The 17,224-nt window shown below is 66.8% G+C and carries 14 protein-coding genes and 1 tRNA gene; 5 read left to right on the plus strand and 10 right to left on the minus strand.

The features are described 5' to 3' along the window. Nucleotides 1-11: 11 nt before the first annotated feature. Nucleotides 12-434, plus strand: coding sequence for a nitroreductase family deazaflavin-dependent oxidoreductase (locus K6L26_RS22575; protein ID WP_036389985.1), 423 nt, complete (start codon nucleotides 12-14; stop codon nucleotides 432-434). Between the two features lie 3 nt (nucleotides 435-437). On the opposite strand, the gene K6L26_RS22580 is transcribed toward K6L26_RS22575, so the two are convergent. Continuing rightward, complete coding sequence (locus K6L26_RS22580; protein ID WP_064894492.1) at nucleotides 438-2,501, minus strand: acyltransferase family protein; 2,064 nt, start codon at nucleotides 2,499-2,501, stop codon at nucleotides 438-440. 332 nt (nucleotides 2,502-2,833) lie between these two features. On the opposite strand from K6L26_RS22580, the gene K6L26_RS22585 reads away from it, so the two are divergent. Continuing rightward, nucleotides 2,834-2,983, plus strand: a complete 150-nt coding sequence (locus tag K6L26_RS22585; protein WP_019348586.1) for a hypothetical protein — start codon at nucleotides 2,834-2,836, stop codon at nucleotides 2,981-2,983. Between the two features lie 63 nt (nucleotides 2,984-3,046). Here K6L26_RS22585 and K6L26_RS22590 read toward each other — a convergent pair whose 3' ends face one another. The 7 genes from K6L26_RS22590 to K6L26_RS22620 all read right to left on the minus strand — a co-directional run bounded on the left by K6L26_RS22590 (nucleotide 3,047) and on the right by K6L26_RS22620 (nucleotide 12,585). After that, on the minus strand, nucleotides 3,047-3,784 hold the full coding sequence (locus K6L26_RS22590; protein ID WP_207547351.1) for an SDR family oxidoreductase: 738 nt from the start codon (nucleotides 3,782-3,784) through the stop codon (nucleotides 3,047-3,049). Between the two features lie 24 nt (nucleotides 3,785-3,808). Beyond that, nucleotides 3,809-5,254 carry a DHA2 family efflux MFS transporter permease subunit gene (locus K6L26_RS22595; protein ID WP_064894490.1) on the minus strand — a complete coding sequence of 482 codons (1,446 nt, stop codon included), beginning with the start codon at nucleotides 5,252-5,254 and terminating at the stop codon, nucleotides 3,809-3,811. 189 nt (nucleotides 5,255-5,443) lie between these two features. Then, nucleotides 5,444-6,439 (minus strand): tocopherol cyclase family protein, encoded by a 996-nt coding sequence (locus K6L26_RS22600; protein ID WP_064894489.1) that lies wholly within the window; start codon nucleotides 6,437-6,439, stop codon nucleotides 5,444-5,446. Nucleotides 6,440-6,729: 290 nt separating this feature from the next. Then, nucleotides 6,730-6,806 (minus strand) — tRNA-Met (locus K6L26_RS22605). A gap of 84 nt (nucleotides 6,807-6,890) precedes the next feature. Beyond that, a complete protein-coding gene (locus K6L26_RS22610) occupies nucleotides 6,891-8,285 on the minus strand; it encodes an FAD-binding oxidoreductase (RefSeq protein ID WP_064894488.1) in 1,395 nt (464 codons plus the stop codon). A 166-nt stretch (nucleotides 8,286-8,451) separates the two neighbouring features. Beyond that, entirely contained in the window at nucleotides 8,452-11,460 is a 3,009-nt protein-coding gene (locus tag K6L26_RS22615) for a UPF0182 family protein (RefSeq protein ID WP_047040555.1), read from the minus strand. Nucleotides 11,461-11,556: 96 nt separating this feature from the next. Then, complete coding sequence (locus K6L26_RS22620; protein WP_036389986.1) at nucleotides 11,557-12,585, minus strand: YlbL family protein; 1,029 nt, start codon at nucleotides 12,583-12,585, stop codon at nucleotides 11,557-11,559. A gap of 91 nt (nucleotides 12,586-12,676) precedes the next feature. On the opposite strand from K6L26_RS22620, the gene K6L26_RS22625 reads away from it, so the two are divergent. The 3 genes from K6L26_RS22625 (at nucleotide 12,677) to K6L26_RS22635 (ending at nucleotide 16,367) form a co-directional block, all read left to right on the plus strand. After that, complete coding sequence (locus K6L26_RS22625) at nucleotides 12,677-14,080, plus strand: zinc-dependent metalloprotease (protein ID WP_019343251.1); 1,404 nt, start codon at nucleotides 12,677-12,679, stop codon at nucleotides 14,078-14,080. 61 nt (nucleotides 14,081-14,141) lie between these two features. Further along, a complete protein-coding gene (locus tag K6L26_RS22630; RefSeq protein WP_064894487.1) occupies nucleotides 14,142-14,990 on the plus strand; it encodes a hypothetical protein in 849 nt (282 codons plus the stop codon). Between the two features lie 42 nt (nucleotides 14,991-15,032). Next, entirely contained in the window at nucleotides 15,033-16,367 is a 1,335-nt protein-coding gene (locus K6L26_RS22635) for a macrolide-binding ATPase MABP-1 (RefSeq protein WP_019343249.1), read from the plus strand. Nucleotides 16,368-16,511: 144 nt separating this feature from the next. Here K6L26_RS22635 and K6L26_RS22640 read toward each other — a convergent pair whose 3' ends face one another. Together K6L26_RS22640 and K6L26_RS22645 are read right to left on the minus strand one after the other, a co-directional pair. Then, the gene (locus K6L26_RS22640) at nucleotides 16,512-16,811 is read right to left on the minus strand and encodes a WhiB family transcriptional regulator (RefSeq protein ID WP_019343248.1); all 300 of its coding nucleotides are present in this window, start codon (nucleotides 16,809-16,811) and stop codon (nucleotides 16,512-16,514) included. 155 nt (nucleotides 16,812-16,966) lie between these two features. Continuing rightward, nucleotides 16,967-17,191: a hypothetical protein gene (locus K6L26_RS22645; protein ID WP_234788575.1), complete on the minus strand. Its 225-nt coding sequence runs from the start codon at nucleotides 17,189-17,191 to the stop codon at nucleotides 16,967-16,969. Nucleotides 17,192-17,224: the final 33 nt, after the last annotated feature.

The following is a 17,224-nucleotide window of genomic DNA, read 5'->3' on the forward strand; positions in this document are numbered from 1 at the left end:
TTGCCGGGTGCGTGACTGAACATGCCGAATTGAGCCCGACCGACTGGGTACGCGCACAGACCGAACGCATCCTCGAACAAGGCACCACCGACGGCGTCGAGGTACTGGACCGCCCCATCGTGCTGTTCACGACCACGGGCGCCAAGTCGGGCAAGAAGCGCTACGTGCCCCTGATGCGCGTCGAGGAGAACGGCCGCTACGCGATGGTGGCCTCCAAGGGCGGCGACCCGGAGCACCCGTCGTGGTACTTCAACGTCAAGGCCAACCCGGCGGTGACGGTGCAAGACGGCGACAAGACCGCGTCGCTGACCGCCCGCGAGCTGTCCGGCGACGAGCGCGAACACTGGTGGAAGCTGGCCGTCGAGGCCTACCCGCCGTACGCCGAATACCAGACCAAGACCACCCGCCAGATTCCGGTCTTCGTCGTCGAGTAACGGTTACCACCAACCGAGTGCGGCCGACATCTGCCGCGCCAACTCGGTGGTGAGGGTGCGAACGTAGGCAGCCGACAGGTGGTGGGCATCGTGGTACACCAGCACGTTGCCCTCCACGGCTCGGCAGATATTCGGCCGGCACACCGCGTCACTGAGGTCGAGGACCTTCATCAGCGGATAGTCGGCCACATGGTCCAGGGTGGGATTGCGCTCGGCCAGGGCCTCGTCGCGGGGCAGGCCACAAGCGTCGGCGTCGCCGCCCTTGGCCAGGCAGTCCACCGGTGAGAAGAACCAGCCGTCGCGGATCATCCACGGCGTGTCGCGTATGCCGAGCATCGGAATCCCGTTGGCGGACAACTCATCCCAGATTCCCAGGTAGTAGTCGGGCACGTAATCGCCCGGACTGTTGAGGATCGGGCGCGTCGAGGTGAAGAACACGTAATCCGGCCGGTCGGCGATGATCTGCGCCAGCGCGTTGTCCGACCACGTCCGGCAGGACGGATATGGCTCGAAGGATCCGGCGATGATCGGCAGCGCCTTGGTGGTCAGCGGGCAGCCGAACTTCAGGTAGGTGGTCACCTTGAAGCCGTGGTGCCTGCCGATCTCGTGCAGCGCGGTCAGCCAATGCTCCGAATGCGACCCGCCGGCCAGCGCGATCGTGCGGGCACCCTTGGGATCGCCGTACACACAGGTGACGACCTCGGCCCCGGTGAAGCCGGTGACGCAATGGTCGATCGAGGAGGGCGGAAGGTCGTCGTCGGCCTCGAGCACACTCGGGCGCATTGGCAGCTTGGCGACCGGTCGATTCTCGATGAGCGCCTGCGCACCGGGATAGTCGCGGAGCGAGAGCATGCCGAGTTCGGCTCCGCTGGCCCGGGCGCGCGCAACATGGCCCTGCCACATCAGGGAGGTGGCCACAAGCACCGCGGCCACCAAGACGACCACCGCACTCGACACCACGCCCGCGCCCGGCCACCGACGCCAAGGCAGCTGAGCCCACCGCACGGTGAGCAGCGCCAGCACACCCAGCCCGAGCAAAATCGCGACGCCGTCGGTCAAACCCACGGCATCGTCGTTGATGGTCGCCAGCCAGAAGATCAACAGGGGCCAGTGCCACAGATACAGCGGATAAGCCGCGGCGCCGATGGCGACCAGTGGAGCGCTGCGCAGGAATTCGATCGTCCTCGGCACCATCCCCTGGGCGCCGCTCACGATCACCAGCACTGTCGCCACCACCGGGATCAACGTCCAGATGCCCGGAGACTGCGCGGCCCGGCCGGTGAGCACGCCGCACACCAGGATCGCCAGCAAGCCGACAGCAGCCGCACCCACACGCAACCATCCGGGCCACCGGGTTCGCCCCATCGGGCCGGCCACGAGTGCCGCGGCCAGCACTCCAGCCAACAGCTCCCAGGCGCGGGCGGCGGTGCTGTAGTAGGCGAGCATCGGGTTGACCGGCTGCGTGGTGACCGCGTAGTACAGCGATGCCGCCGCCGCGACACCGGACGCCGCGATCAAGCTGATGCGCCGCGCCCCGGCACCCCGACGTGCCGTCACCGCGGTGACGACGCCGGCGAGCAGGAAGAACGCGAGCGCGAACTGTCCCAGCACCGCGACCGCCCACAGGTGATGCAGCGGGGTCACTGCCTCACCGGCCTGCACATAGTCGTCCGCCGAGCCGAGCAATTGCCAATTCTGATAGAAGCCCAGGCCGGCCAATGTCTGATCGGCGAAAGCCTCCCATCGGGTCTGCGGCTGGACGAGGGCCGTGAGCACCGCACTGACGGCCACCACGAGAACCAGCGGCGGTACCAGCCGGCGCGCCACCCGTCCGGCCTCGGTCGCCAGCGCCCTCGGGCCCGCCGTGCCGACGACCCGAAGTACCCGACCACCGATGAAGAAGCCGGACAAGACCAGCAGGACGTCCAGGCCGCCAGGCGCTCGTCCGAACCAGAGATGACAGACGACCACCATGACGACGGCAACACCGCCCAGCCCGATCAGGTCATCACGGACCCGCCGCTCGACGCCCGGTACGAGAACCGGATCGCCAACAATCGCCTGCACAGTCAACTTTCCCTGGGCCGCCTTCGCCGGTCGGTGACGACGAGAACACCTGGGGCCGCTCCGTTCGCCGCACAGAGCATAGGCCACACCGCGAATGGGCCGGCGTGGGGCGACCTCAGCGCGGCCGGGATCACCCTGGAGCCGCGGGTGTGACCGCGGACACCAGGCCAATCCGCCTGCGCTGTAGCGAAATTCACAATCTAAGAATTGCTTTTAAGGTTCGCGCCGCGAGACCATGGAGGTGTCCTTTTCTTCGGGCGATCCCCGAAGTGTGGATACCGACAACCAAAACGAGTACCCGCGATCCGGGGCACTTTGGAGGAGTGAGAAGTATGTCGTTCGCACAATTCCGGGCAAATCAGAAGCGCGCCAACATGCGGCGCCGCCTCTATGCGCGGATCAACGAACTGCCGAACTCGTCAGTTCGTGAAGAGCTGATCGCAGTCGTCCAGCGGTACGAGCTTCAGGATGCCCAACACTGAAGCGGCGATCCCGTTATTACAGAGCCGGTGGCCCGAAGGCCTCCGGCTCTGTTGCCTTCAGCGTCAGCCCCGGCCGAAGTACGGCATGGCCCGCGCCATCACGGTCAGCGACGGCACCGCCACCTCCAGCGGCAGATCGACCAGGTGCGCCACGGCACGAGCCACGTGCTCGACGTCGAAAGTCGGCTCGGCGGCCAGACTTCCGTCCGCCTGGAGGGTCTGGTGGCTGAATCCGGCGGTCATGTCGGTGGCGGCGTTGCCGATGTCGATCTGGGTGATGCAGATGTCGATATCGCGCAGATCCAACAACATTGACGCGGTCAACCCGCTCATCGCGTGTTTGGTGACGGTGTAGGCCAGGCTTTTCGGGCGGGGGCGATGCGCGGAGATCGAACCGTTGTTGATGATTCGCCCGCCACGGGGCAACTGCCCGGCCATGACGCGCGCGGCTTCCCTGGCGCAGAACACCGCACCGTCGACGTTGGTGCGCCACGTGGCGTGCCACTGTTGGTCGTCGATCTCGGCGATCGACGCCGACGGCCCGAAAATGCCTGCGTTGTTGAACAACACGTCGACCCGCCCGAATGCCGACACCGTATCGGCGAACAGGTCCCGCACCGAAGCCGACTCCGTGACATCCGTCGGGACCACGCGAGCGTTCGCGTTCCCGTCGGCGACGGCCGCCAGCGCGTCGGCACGGCGTCCCGCCAGCACCACGCGATGGCCGGCGTCCAACAGGACCCGGGCCGTCGCGCGTCCGATGCCGCTACCCGCGCCCGTGATGACCACGACTTTGCCCATGCGTGCGATTGTGCCCGATTCGCTCTAGTGCGTCGGGGTACCGCCTGCCGGGCTCGGGCGCGGTGCGGTGAAGAACGCGGTGATCACGGCGATCACACTGATCATCGCTGCGACCGTGAACGCCGCATGCACGCCGGGAAGATCCGGGGCCCCACCCGAGTGGGACGCCTTGGTCATGACCGTGACGAACAAGGCAGTGCCCGCCGCACCCGCAACCTGTTGCAGCGTCGTCAGGATGGCACTGCCGTGTGAGTAGAACCGGTCGGGCAAGACACCGAGTGCGTCAGTCATCAGCGGGGTGAACATCATCGACAGGCCCACCATCATGATCGTCTGCAGCACAACCAGTTCCCACACCGGAGACGCCGCCGACAGCAGGGTGAATCCCCACAGTGACGCGCACAGCAGCCCCGATCCCGGCACGACCAGCACCCGGGCACCGTGCCGGTCATAAGCCCGCCCCACCAGCGGGCCGGCCAAGCCCATCAGCAGCCCACCCGGCAGGGTCGCCAATCCGGCGACCAACGCACTTTGCTTCAACACGTCCTGGACGTACAGGGGCACCATGATGATGGCGCCGAACAATCCCATGAACCCGAGGATCACCAGGCCCAGCGATACGGAGAACCGGCGATAGGTGAACGGGCGCAGGTCGAGAAACGCGCGGTCGGCCCGCTGCAGCTGGATCTGCCGCGCACCGAATGCCACCATCGCCAACGCGCCGATCGACGTCGGCACCCACGCCGGCAGCGACTGCTGACCGTGAGCCGACTCACCCATCAGCGACAGCCCGAACACCAGACCCGCGAAGGCGACTGCCGACAGAGGTACCGAGACGGGGTCGATCGGGGTCGGTTCCTCCCGCTCGTCATCGACCCGCAGCCAGGCCATGCCGGCGCTGAGCGCGACCAGCGCGATGGGCAGCACGATCCAGAACATCCACCGCCAGTCGAGCGAGCCCAAGATGAACCCCGAGAGCGTGGGACCGATCGCCGGTGCGACGGCGATGACGATCGAGATGGTGCCCATCATCTGCCCGCGCCGGTCGGCCGGGATCAGCGTCATGACCGTCGTCATCAGCAGCGGCATCATCACCGCCGTCCCGCACGCCTGCACGATCCGTCCGGCCAACAGCACCGCGAATCCAGGCGCCAGCGCGGCCACCAGGGTGCCGGTGCAGAACAACGTCATCGAGGCCAGGTAGACGCTGCGGACCAGGTAGCGCTGCAGGAGCGAACCCGACATCGGGATGACCACCGCCATCGTCAACAGGAACCCGCTGGTCAGCCATTGCGCCGTGCTCGCGGAGATATCCAGGTCCACGATCAGGGCGGGCAGCGCCACGCTCATGATCGTCTCGTTGAGGATCATCACGAACGCCGAACCCACCAGCAACGCGATGATGACATTGGCGCTGGACTGGGCGCGCGGCTGCGCCGCGGTCTCCCCTGTGCTCGGGCCCGCCGTCATTACCTCTCCCCTGTCTCCCCCGAGACTTCGTTTGCGCAGCCACCCAGAGTAGGTGCGACATACGACGTCTGGAAAACCAGTTTTCGTGACAGCGTCCTTGCTTGCCGCGAGCCCACCCGGAGATCGGGCTGATGGGATCGCGTCTCGGCGTCGTCATGCTGAGCGACTCCGGCTACGAGCAGTGATCGGTTATGCGGGCCGGTCGCCTATCTCCAGGCCGGCGAGCAGCGAGGTGCCGTCAAAGATGACCTTGCCCCACTGGCGCACGGTGCAACGCAGCGCACCAGCCAGGAACTCATAGTCCGAGTCGATGTTGCGGCGTTGCGCGGGAAGCGGCACGGGAAGCACGTGCGGCGCGCCCGCCGCGCCATGCCCGTCGAGTTCCACCGCGAATTGTGGTGTGCGAGCCCTGATCCGCCAATGCCAGTTGTCCCGGTCGAAGTGATAGTCCATCGGTGCCGGCGGGGTTATCCGCAGCACACGCGGGCCGAGCCGAACCACCACCCCGGTGACTTCCTGTGCCAGCGGGCCCAATTCGAGCAATCCGCCGGAAAAGGCCACGCACACATCGTCGGTGCCGAAGTCGTGCGCTTGGCCCCACCACCAGCGCTGCGGGAAGCCGGCTCCCCAGTTACGTTCGCAGTACAACCGCGCCTCATCGAATTGCCAGTCGACATCCGGACCTTTCACGGTGCCGGACGCCAGCCCGCCAAGGCAATACGGCTGCCAATACTGGTTGAGGAACGGGACTGAGGAGAAGACCCCGCCACCGCCAAAAGCCTTGGGCCACGGCTGGGTATTGTCCACAGTGAGGTTGACGGTCAGATCGTCGACGGTCAATCGCAGCCCCGACCGGTCGGCATCCAGCACATCGCCGCCGTCATCGGCACGGACCACGAAATCGCGCTGATCGGCTTTCACTCCGTTGATGGCTGCAGAACGCACCGTCGCGCCCGGCTCCAGGGCGATCGCCGACGTCGACCAGTCCCCGTCCGGATGCTGATTGCTGCTGCACAGCGCGACCACCACTCGGCCTGACGCTGCGTCGGTCAGCCGCCAGAACCAACCCTCCATCTCGGTGCCATGGGAGGGCAGCGGATCCCCGAACGGCACGTCGGCACCCGTGCGGCGATACAGCGCGACGAGCTCACGGCCGGGCCAGGTCAGGGCTTCCACAGCATCCATGCCGCCCTGATACCCGGTTCTGATGGTGAGGATGCACGGAGGAACGCAGGTTTGGAATGCGCGCTGCACGGGGTACCAGCAGGCAGCGCGGCGCCACAGTGGCGCCACAGAACAAGAGAGGCCGGTGCTGTGATTCCCTTTATCTGCCCGAGTTGCGGCAAGCTCGACATCGACTCCCCCGAGTGCTCGTCCTGCGCACGCAGCGACCACGCGGTGCATGACGCGGCCTGAGGGCTGGATCACGGCACGAAAATGGCCCCCGGAGAGGATCTCCGAGGGCCATTTCCTCTTGGTAGCGGGGACAGGATTCGAACCTGCGACCTCTGGGTTATGAGCCCAGCGAGCTACCGAGCTGCTCCACCCCGCGTTGCGAATACAAGGTTACCGGGGTCTTACGTAGAGCTCCAAATCGGGTGCTCAGAGGGGTTTCTGAGCCGAAATGGCCGGAAAATCAGCCCACGAAACGCACCACCTGGCCGCATCGGAAGACGCCCGCCGGGTCGTGCCGATCCGCCAGCGCCGCCAGCCAGTGCCGAGTCTCGTCGTCGTAGACCCGGACGGCCCTGCCCGCGTCCTCTGAAGGCGCGAAATTGGCGAGCTGGCCGCCGCTGGACCACTGTGACAGGGCCACGATGAGCGCTCCGGCCTGTGGCACCACCAGCTCGGCGACCGGCGGCACCAGGACACCGATGACGGCGACCGCAAAAGCAGCGTCGCGGTGACAGAACGCACTACGGTGTTGTGCCTCACGTGCCAGCGCCCCACCCAGCATGCGGACTTCGACGATCGTCTGCACCGAGCCCGAATCAGGCCCGGCCGCGGCCAGCAGCACCTCGACCGTCTCCGCGGTCAATTCCCGCAGCAGCGTGTGGTGTTCGTAGATCGGCATCGGATCCACCGGATCGGCGTGCACGGCGCCGATAGCGGCATAGGGCATCACCGCGACGGTATCGAGCACCGGGGTCGCGACTGCGCGCATCGGCGCCAGTAACCGCTCGGCCTCACCGAAGTCTCCAAGGGCGGCATAGCGCACTGCAACGGTGAACTTCCCGGCCAACGGCTCTGGAATCCCGGGCAGGGGCGGAAGCTGTTGCAACGCGATCGAAGTCGATATGGACTCGGGCAGGTCGGCACACCAGCGGCTCCACTCGCGCAGCACCACCGCGGCGTCTGCACCGTCGAAATACACCGCGCCGCCGTAGAACTCCGGAATCGGCAGCAGTTCGATCTCGACAGCGGTGACGATGCCCAACGTCGACTTCCCGCCCCGCAGTCCCCAGAACAGCTCCGCATTCTCGTCGGGCGTGGCGCGCAGCAACTCCCCAGCCCCGGTGACCAACTCGAAGGACCGCACGTAGTCCGACGACAACCCGATGCTGCGGACCAGGGGCCCGATGCCTGCGCCGGTCAGGAAGCCCACCACACCGACACCCGGTGCGGAGCCGCCCAATCCGGCCAAACCGTGCGGCACCGCCGCGTCGAGCACGTGCTGCCACGTCGCCCCGGCCGCCACCCGGGCGGTGCGGGCCACCGGGTCCACCGTGACGTCGGTCATGCCCGAAGTCACCACCAGAATGGTGTCGGAAGCGACCGACAGGGCACCGTGGCCGGTGGCCTGGACAGCCACCCGGTATCCCCGGGCGGCCGCGTATCCCACCGTGTTGGCGATGTCATAGGCGGTCGACGCCAACACCACCGCGGCCGGCTGCACGGTGGCCGCCAGATTCCACGGGGTGGCCCGCTCGTAGCCGGCCTCCCCCGGCAGCGCGACCGGCGCGGCGACATGGGCGCGTAGCCCCTCCAGCGCGTCGTCCAGGCCGTCGTGGGCTAGGTCGGTCAGGGTCATCGGGGTCCTCTCAAGAATGCTGCTCAGCAGCCCGGACAAGGTCGGCGCACAGCATGCCGGGGCCCTCTTGGTGTTGACTTGGTGCCCGGCAAGCCACGGCGAGCAGACGCAAAATCCCCCATTTCTGCGCCGAAATGGGGGATTTTGCGTCTGCTCGCGGGAGGAGTTACTTGGCGGTGTTGAACTTGTTCATCGCATCGTTCAACCGCTGCAACGCCTGTCCGTACTTGCCGAAGTCACCGCTGCGTTGCGCATCCTGCGCTGCCGACAGGGCCGACTCGACCTCTTTGAGCGCAGCGGACTTGGCCGGCGACAGCTGCACCGGCTCACCTGGCGGCACGGCAGCCGGAGGGGCGACGACCTGGGGAGCCTGACCGTCGGCATTGGCCGGCGGCTGGGCAGCCGGCGGGGCTTCCGGCGTGCCGGGCGCCGCCTGCGGCTTGCCGTCGGTAGGCGCCACGTTGGTGGCGGTGGCGCCCGCACCGGGCCCGAACAGTTCGGTCAGGGCGTCACTGACGGTCGGGCCGTAGCCGACCTTGTCGCCGTACAGCATCGCCACGCGGATCAGGCGCGGGTACGACGAGGCCGCATCACTGGTTCCCGGCGACGCGTAAACCGGTGCCACATACAGCAATCCGCCATCAGCCACCGGCAGGGTCAACAGGTTGCCCCACCGGATCCGGTTCAGGTTGTCGCGTCCGATCACACCGAGGTCCTGAGTTACCGCGGTATCGGTACTGATCGCGTTGAAGGCCTGCTTCGGGCCCTTGACCTCACCCGGGATGGTCAGCACGGTGATCTTGCCGTAAGTCGACGGATCCGAGCTGGCACTGACATAGGCGGCCAGGAACTCGCGCTGCAACCAGTTCAGCGCGCTCGTCAACTGGAACGACGGCGAACCATCGTTGTTCACCAGGTCTTTGGCGACGATGTAGAACGGCGGCTGATAACTGCTGGCCGTCGGGTTCGGATCCAGCGGAACGTTCCAGAAGTCGGCGTTGGTGAAGAACTTCACCGGATCGTCGACGTGGTACTTGGTCAACAGGGACCGCTGCACCTTGAACAGGTCCTCGGGGTAACGCAGGTGCGCCTGCAACTCCGGGGAGATGTCCGACTTGGGTTTGACGGTGCCCGGGAACACGCTCATCCACGCCTTGAGTACCGGATCCGTTTCGTCCTGGGCGTACAGCGTCACAGTGCCGTCGTAGGCGTCGACGGTGGCCTTGACCGAGTTGCGGATGTAGGACACCTGCTTGTCCGGCGCCAGTCGGTTGACCGCGACCTCGTTGGAATCGGCCGTCGCGCTCGACAGCGTGGTCAACTCCGAATACGGGTAGTTGTCCAGCGTGGTGTAACCGTCGACGATCCAGACCATGCGCTTGTTGACGATTGCCGGGTACACGCTGGTGTCGGTGGTCAGCCACGGCGCCACCGCCTCCACGCGTTCGGCCGGGTCCCGGTTGAACAGGATCTTGCTGTTCTCACCGATCACGTTGGACAGCAGGAAGTTTCGCTCGGCGAACTTCGCGGCGAACACCGTACGGGCCAGCCAGTTGCCGATCGGCACACCTCCGGTGCCCGAGTAGGTGTAGTTCTTGGTGTCGGTGTTGGTCTCGTAGTCGTACTCGCGGTCGACATCACCGTTCTTGCCGACGATCGCGTAGTCGGCCGCGGTGTCGGCGATCACCGGGCCGAAGTAGACGCGGGGCTGATCCAGCGGCGCCGGACCCGGTGAGACCACCTTGCCGTTGGCCCCGACGACGCTGGCCAGGAACTCGGGATAGCCGCCGTTCTGGTTGGGGTCGTTGGCGATTCCGCGCACGGTGTTGGCCGGTGAGGCGATGAAGCCGTTGCCGTGGGTGTAGACGGTGTGCCGGTTGATCCAGTCGCGCTGGTTCTCGATCAACCGGTCCGGGTTGAGCTCGCGGGCGGCGACGACGTAGTCGCGCAGGCTGCCGTCAGGACCGGCGTAGCGGTCGATGGCGAGCTGATCCGGGAAGAAGTAGAAGTTCTTGCCCTGCTGGAACTGGGTGAACGCCGGGCTGACGATCGTCGGATCGAGCAGCCGGATGTTCGATGTCGTCGCCCGATCCGCGGCGACCTGCGCGGCCGTGGTCTGCCCGCTGCTCTCGTAGTTGCGATACGTCACCGTGTCACTGGTGAGCCCATAGGCCTGCCGCGTCGCGGCGATACTGCGGCTGATGTATTCGCTTTCCTTCTGAGCGGCGTTGGGCTTGACGCTGAACTGCTCGACGATCAGCGGCCATCCCGCCCCCACCACCAGGGAGCTCAGCAGCAACAGCACCACGCCGATGGCCGGAATCCGCAAGTCACGCAGCACGATCGCCGAGAACACCGCGACCGCGCAGATCAAAGCGATGGCCAGCAGGATCAGCTTGGCCGGCAGCACGGCGTTGATGTCGGTGTAGCCGGCGCCGGTGAACGGTTTGGCGGCGCGGGTGTTGCTCAGCAGCTCGTAGCGATCCAGCCAGTACGCGAATGCCTTGAGCAGGATCAGGAAGCCGACCAGGCTGATCAGCTGGATACGCGCGGCACGGCTCAGCGCCCCGCTGCGCCCCGTCAGCCTGATCCCGCCGAATACGTAGTGCCCCAGCAGGTTCGCCACGAACGCCAGGAACGTCGCGACGAACAGGTAGGTCAGCACCAGGCGGTAGAACGGCAGATCGAACGCGTAGAAGCCGAGATCCCGGCCGAACTGCGGATCGGTGATGCCGAATTCGCTGCCGTGCAGGAACAACTGCACGCGCACCCAGTAGCTCTGCGCGATCACCCCCGCCAACAGGCCGATGAAGACCGGCACCCCGATCCCGAACAGCCGCAACCGGGCCAGCACGGTGGTGCGGTAACGCGCCACCGGATCGTTCGGGCCGGCGGCCGGGACGAACACCGGCCGGCTGCGATAGGCCAACGCCAGACCTGCGAACACCACCGCCCCGATGAACAGCCCCACCACGAGGAACACGATGAGCCGGGTCACCAGCACGGTGGTGAACACGGAGCGGTACCCGAGCTCTCCGAACCACAACCAGTCGACATAACCGTCGACCACACGGGGTCCGATCAACAACGCCAGCACCGCCACCAGTGCCAGCCCGATCAGCACCCGGCTACGTCGTGTCAGCTTCGGCATCCTCGCCGTCGGCCGCATCCCCACTCGCGAACTCCCGTTTCACCCTCGGTGGACTCGTGACATGCCCGACGGGGCCGCCCGATTTTCTACAACTCTAGCCATCCACCGGCGGGGTGCGGTCTAGCAGCGAGGCGGTTCGCCACCGGCAGAAATCGTGTGCAACGCATCGACCGCCTGGGTCAGCGTCTCGACCCTGACCAAATCCATGCCGTCCTGGGGTGCCGAGCGCGCCTCGGTGCAGTTGTCCGCCGGTACCAGGAACACGGTTGCCCCGGCCTCCTTGGCGGCCAGCATCTTGTGCGTGATGCCGCCGATGGACCCGACTTTCCCCTCGCCGGTGATGGTTCCGGTGCCGGCGATGAATTTGCCGTCGTTGAGGTCGCCGGTGGTCAGCTTGTCGACGACGGCCAGGCTGAACATCAGGCCCGCCGACGGGCCGCCGATGTTGGCCAGGTGGAAGTCGATGCTGAACGGAGCCCACGGGGCATCGAGCACACCGACGCCGAGAAACCCGTAGTCCCGGTCCGGGTTGTCGCCGAGCGTGATGGTGGTGACTCCGGGGGGCGCATTCTTGCGACGGAAGTCGACCACCAGCTGATCGCCCGGCTTGGTCTTCTTCAAGATGGCCTGGAACTCGTCGAGGTTGGCCACCGGGGTGCCGTTCACGCCGTCGATCGCGTCACCGTCGCGCAGCTTGCCCGCCGACGGCCCGGGGTCGGTGACGCTCTGCACGGTGACCGCCACCGGGTACTTCAGGAACGACAGTGCTGCGTATTCGGCGCTGTCCTCGGACTTCTTGAAGTCGGAGTTGTTGGCCTCGTCGATCTCGTTCTTGGACTTGTCCGGCGGGTACACGAGGTCGCGCGGCACCAGCTGCTCACGGCCCGACATCCACAGCGCCATCGCCTGGCCCAGGGTCAGGCCGTCACGCTGGGACACCGTGGTCATGTTCAGGTGCCCCGAGGTGGGATGGACATGCGCGTCCGGCCCCTCGATGTCGACGACCTGCTTGCCCTCGACCTCGCCGAGCGTGTTGAAGGTCGGACCCGGCCCCAACGACACGAAGGGCACCGTCACCACTGACAGCATCACACCGAACGCCACAATCGGCACCAGTGCGACCAGCAGTGTCAAAATCCGCCTGTTCACGCCGCCCACAGTAAAGCCTGCGCGAGCGTGTTCACCCACAGCGTGACCCGCAGCCACACCCGGACACCCCGTCATGAGTACCGTTGTGGGTATGGCTGACCTGCCTTTCGGCTTCTCCGCCGGGAACGACCCCGACCGAGACAAAGACAAGAAGGACCCCGGTTCGGGGTCCGGTTCCGGCAACTCCGGACCAGGTCCGGGATCGGATCCGTTCGGTTTCGGCATGGGCGGAGCCAACTTCGACATGGGCGACCTGGGGCAGATCTTCACCAAGCTCGGCGAGATGTTCAGCGGCGCGGGCAGCGCGATGGCCGGCGGCAAACAATCCGGCCCGGTGAACTACGACCTGGCCCGCCAGTTGGCGTCCAACTCGATCGGCTTCGTCGCGCCGGTTCCGGAGAAGACCACCGGCGCCGTCGCCGACGCGGTGCGACTGGCCGAGACGTGGCTCGACGGAGTTACCCCGCTGCCCGCGGGCACCACCCGGACGGTGGCCTGGACTCCCAGTGACTGGCTGGACAACACCCTGGACACCTGGAAGCGACTCTGCGACCCGGTGGCAGAACAGATCTCCTCGGTGTGGGCCTCGGCGCTGCCGGAAGAGGCCAAGAGCATGGCCGGCCCGCTGCTGGCGATGATGTCGCAGATGGGCGGCATGGCATTCGGCTCACAGCTGGGCCAGGCGCTGGGCAAGTTGTCGCGCGAGGTGCTGACCTCCACCGATGTCGGCCTGCCGCTTGGTCCCAAGGGTGTGGCGGCGCTCATGCCGGAGGCCATCGAATCGCTGGCCGAGGGGCTGGAGCGCCCGCGCAGCGAGATCCTGACCTTCCTGGCCGCCCGTGAGGCGGCCCACCACCGGCTGTTCAGCCATGTGCCGTGGCTGTCCAGCCAGTTGCTCGGCACGGTCGAGGCCTTCGCCAAGGGCATGAAGGTCGACATGACGGGCATCGAGGACTTCGCCCGCGGCTTCAATCCGGCCTCCCTCGGCGACCCGTCGGAGATGGAGCAGCTGCTCAACCAGGGCATCTTCGAGCCGAAGGCCACGCCCGAACAGGAAGCCGCCCTGGAGCGGCTGGAGACCCTGCTAGCACTCATCGAGGGCTGGGTGCAGACCGTCGTCACCGCAGCACTGGGTGACCGCATCCCCGGTACGTCGGCCCTGGCCGAGACGCTGCGCCGGCGTCGCGCCACCGGCGGGCCGGCCGAGCAGACCTTCGCCACCCTGGTCGGCCTGGAACTGCGTCCACGCAAGATGCGCGAGGCCGCGGTCCTGTGGGAACGGCTGACCGAGGCCGTCGGCACCGACGCGCGCGACGGCGTGTGGCAGCACCCCGACCTGCTGCCGAGTGCGGCCGATCTCGACGAGCCGGCCGGTTTCATCGACCGGATGATCGGCGGCGACACCACCGGGATCGACAGCGCCTTCGAGCAGGCGTTGGCCGATCTGGAGAAGGAGCAGGACGAGCGCCGCGACAACGACGAGGACGGCAACTGACCCTCGCGGGCCCTGTGGATAACTGAAACGGCGCTTGCCGCCGGCGTGGCAGAGTCTTCGCATGACGCGCCATGTGCTCGCTGCCGACAGGCAGATTCTGCTGCGTCCCGACGGGTCGGTTCAGCTCGGCTGGGATCCGCGGCGCGCGGTGCTGGTCCGGCCCCCTGGCGGGATGACCCAAAATCAGCTGGCGGGCCTGCTGCGCACGCTGCAGATCGGCGCTACCCGCGACGAATTGGTCACGGCGGCAGACTCATTCGACGACGTCGAGGCGATCGATGCACTGATCGACGCGCTCACCGACACGGGCATGCTGACGGCGCCGGCCGCACGGCGAGCCCGCCGGGCCCGCTCTGCTTCCGTGCGCGTGCACGGCCGCGGCCCATTGTCCGAACTGCTGGCCAACGGCCTACGCTGCTCCGGCGCGAAAGTCAGACGCAGTACCAACCCGCACACCAGGAACGTGGCGGCCACGACCGACCTGGTGGTGCTGGCCGACGATCAGGTCAACGACCCCCGGCTGCTGCAGGATCTGCACCGCGACGGCATCGCCCATCTGTCCGTATGCGTCCGCGACGGAGCCGGACTGGTAGGTCCGCTGGTGATTCCCGGGGTGACGTGCTGCCTGCATTGCACCGACCTGCACCGCACCGATCGCGATGCGGCTTGGCCGGCCCTGGCCGCCCAGCTGCGCGGCGCCGTGGGCAGTGCCAGCCGGGCGACCGTCCTGGCCACCGCAGCGGTGGCCATGCACCAGGTGGACCTGGTGATCCGGGCGGTCGGACACATCCAGGAAGACCAGCCTGCACCCGAAGTCCCGCCGACGCTGAACACCACCCTGGAACTCGGCTCCGAGGGGTATTCGATCGTCGCGCGCCGCTGGTCGCGGCACCCCGACTGTGTGTGTTGAAAACGTTTGTTGCCAGTTGGTTGCGGGCCATTCAGCCGAGTCATGGATGATGGTCTGGTGTCTGACATCAAACGTGGAAGCGTCGCACGGAATGCGAAGCTCGCCGGCCTGGCCGGCGGCATGGCGGGTCGGGCCGCACTGGGCTTCGGCAAGCGTCTGACCGGCAAGTCCAAGGACGAAGTCACTGCCGAGTTGATGGACAAAGCCGCCCAACAGCTGTTCACCGTGTTGGGTGAGCTCAAGGGCGGCGCGATGAAGGTGGGCCAGGCCCTGTCGGTGATGGAAGCAGCCATCCCGGAGCAGTACGGCAAGCCGTACCGCGAGGCGCTGACCAAACTGCAGCGCGAGGCCCCGCCGATGCCTGCCGCCAAGGTGCACCGGATGCTCGACGCCCAGCTGGGCACCAAGTGGCGCGAGCGCTTCACCTCATTCGATGACACCCCGGTGGCCTCGGCGAGCATCGGCCAGGTGCACAAGGCGGTCTGGTCGGACGGGCGCGAGGTGGCCGTCAAGATCCAGTACCCCGGCGCCGACGAGGCCCTGCGGGCTGACCTCAAGACCATCCAGCGCCTGGTCGGCGTGTTCAAGCAGTTGGCCCCGGGCGCTGACATCCAGGGCGTGGTCGACGAGCTGATCGAACGCACCGAGATGGAGCTCGACTACCGGCTGGAGGCCGACAATCAGCGGGCCTTCGCCAAGGCCTACGCCGACGACCCCCATTTCGCGATCCCCCACATCGTGGCCAGCGCCCCCAAGGTGGTGATCGCCGAATGGATGGAAGGCATCCCGATGTCGGAGATCATCCGCAACGGGACGCCTGAGCAGCGCGACCTGATGGGCACCCGGCTGACCGAGCTGACCTTCGGGTCACCTGATCGGCTGGAGATGATGCACGGCGACGCGCATCCGGGGAACTTCATGCTGTTGCCCGACGGGCGGATGGGTGTGATCGACTTCGGAGCGGTGGCACCGCTGCCCGGCGGCCTGCCTTACGCGCTCGGCGAGATGATCCGGTTGGCCCGCGACAAGAACTACGACGAGCTACTGCCGGTCATGGAAGCGGCGGGGTTCATCCAGAAGGGCGAACAGGTCTCCATCGAGGAGGTCAACGACATGCTGCGCCAGTACGTCGAGCCCATCGAGGTCGACGTCTTCCACTACACCCGCCGGTGGCTGCAGAAGATGGCTGCCGGGCAGATGGACAATTCGGTGGCGCAGATCAAGATGGCCCGCCAGCTCGACCTCCCGGCGAATTTGGCGATCCCGGCGCGGGTGATCGCCTCGATCACGGCCATCTGCTGCCAGCTCGACGCCCACGTGCCGGTGAAAGCCATTGCCACGCAATTTGTTCCAGGCTTCACCGAGGAAGCCGCCTAGCCTCGGCCATCAATCGGCGGCCTGGACGGCGCTCGCTGTTCGCGAAAGTCACGCTGGAGTGACGCCCGGCTTCGGGCGTCACTCCAGCGTGACAAAGGGCGGTGAGCGGGTGCGGCAACCCGGCCACTCATGCGGCGCCCGGTGTCAGGCCGCGGCCACGTTCTTCCGCGGACGCCCACGCGGCCGCTTGCGGGCCACGATGGTGCCGCGGTCGAGGATCTCGCCGCCCCAAACGCCCCACGGCTCTTGCCGTTCCAGCGCGGCGGCCAGGCACTCGTTGCGGATCGGGCAATCCGCGCACAGCGCCTTGGCCTGCTCCAGATCGACTGGGCTCTCGGCGAACCACAGATCGGGATTCCCGATGTGGCACGGCACCGCCGGTAGCCGCTGTTCGCATGTCACCGGCGCGACGCTCATCTGCGGAGCGGTCATCGCAATGGACATGTGTTTGTCCCCCTGCTTCCTGGTCGTAGTTGTCGGCGATCTGTCTCTTCGAGGGATCTGTGACCAGGTTTCTCGGGGTGGAACTCCCAAAAAATTTGGCCACGGATCCGGTTGACTGCGGGTCCGTGGCCTGTTGGCTGTGAAGGGAGCTCTTCCTAGAAGAATCTCCGATCCACGGACGCGCCTGTCGCGGCGGCGGGGCGGCGCTTGTGCTGCGGTGCAATAGCAGCGGCGGCAGCGACCGGCCATCCAGCGGCGGCGGGGGCAGCGGATGCGGCATGCCGGCGCACCACCGGGGCAACCGGGGAAACGCTGACGGCGAGCACGGACAACGGCATGCCAGCAACCGCTACACCGCTGAATTCGATGTTGTTATCCATTGCGGGCACCCTCCTTCCGTCTCGTCACCAGAG

This window comes from Mycobacterium farcinogenes, from assembly GCF_019739075.1.
Lineage (GTDB): Bacteria > Actinomycetota > Actinomycetes > Mycobacteriales > Mycobacteriaceae > Mycobacterium > Mycobacterium senegalense.

Bases quoted from the DNA above. Each gene is read 5' to 3' on its own strand.
- K6L26_RS22590 (WP_207547351.1), bottom strand. From the start codon at position 3,784: ATGGGCAAAGTCGTGGTCATCACGGGCGCGGGTAGCGGCATCGGACGC.
- K6L26_RS22610 (WP_064894488.1), bottom strand. From the start codon at position 8,285: ATGACCCTGACCGACCTAGCCCACGACGGCCTGGACGACGCGCTGGAG.
- K6L26_RS22600 (WP_064894489.1), bottom strand. From the start codon at position 6,439: ATGGATGCTGTGGAAGCCCTGACCTGGCCCGGCCGTGAGCTCGTCGCG.
- K6L26_RS22635 (WP_019343249.1), top strand. From the start codon at position 15,033: ATGGATGATGGTCTGGTGTCTGACATCAAACGTGGAAGCGTCGCACGG.
- K6L26_RS22640 (WP_019343248.1), bottom strand. From the start codon at position 16,811: ATGTCCATTGCGATGACCGCTCCGCAGATGAGCGTCGCGCCGGTGACA.
- K6L26_RS22595 (WP_064894490.1), bottom strand. From the start codon at position 5,254: ATGACGGCGGGCCCGAGCACAGGGGAGACCGCGGCGCAGCCGCGCGCC.
- K6L26_RS22625 (WP_019343251.1), top strand. From the start codon at position 12,677: ATGGCTGACCTGCCTTTCGGCTTCTCCGCCGGGAACGACCCCGACCGA.
- K6L26_RS22585 (WP_019348586.1), top strand. From the start codon at position 2,834: ATGTCGTTCGCACAATTCCGGGCAAATCAGAAGCGCGCCAACATGCGG.
- K6L26_RS22645 (WP_234788575.1), bottom strand. From the start codon at position 17,191: ATGGATAACAACATCGAATTCAGCGGTGTAGCGGTTGCTGGCATGCCG.
- K6L26_RS22630 (WP_064894487.1), top strand. From the start codon at position 14,142: ATGACGCGCCATGTGCTCGCTGCCGACAGGCAGATTCTGCTGCGTCCC.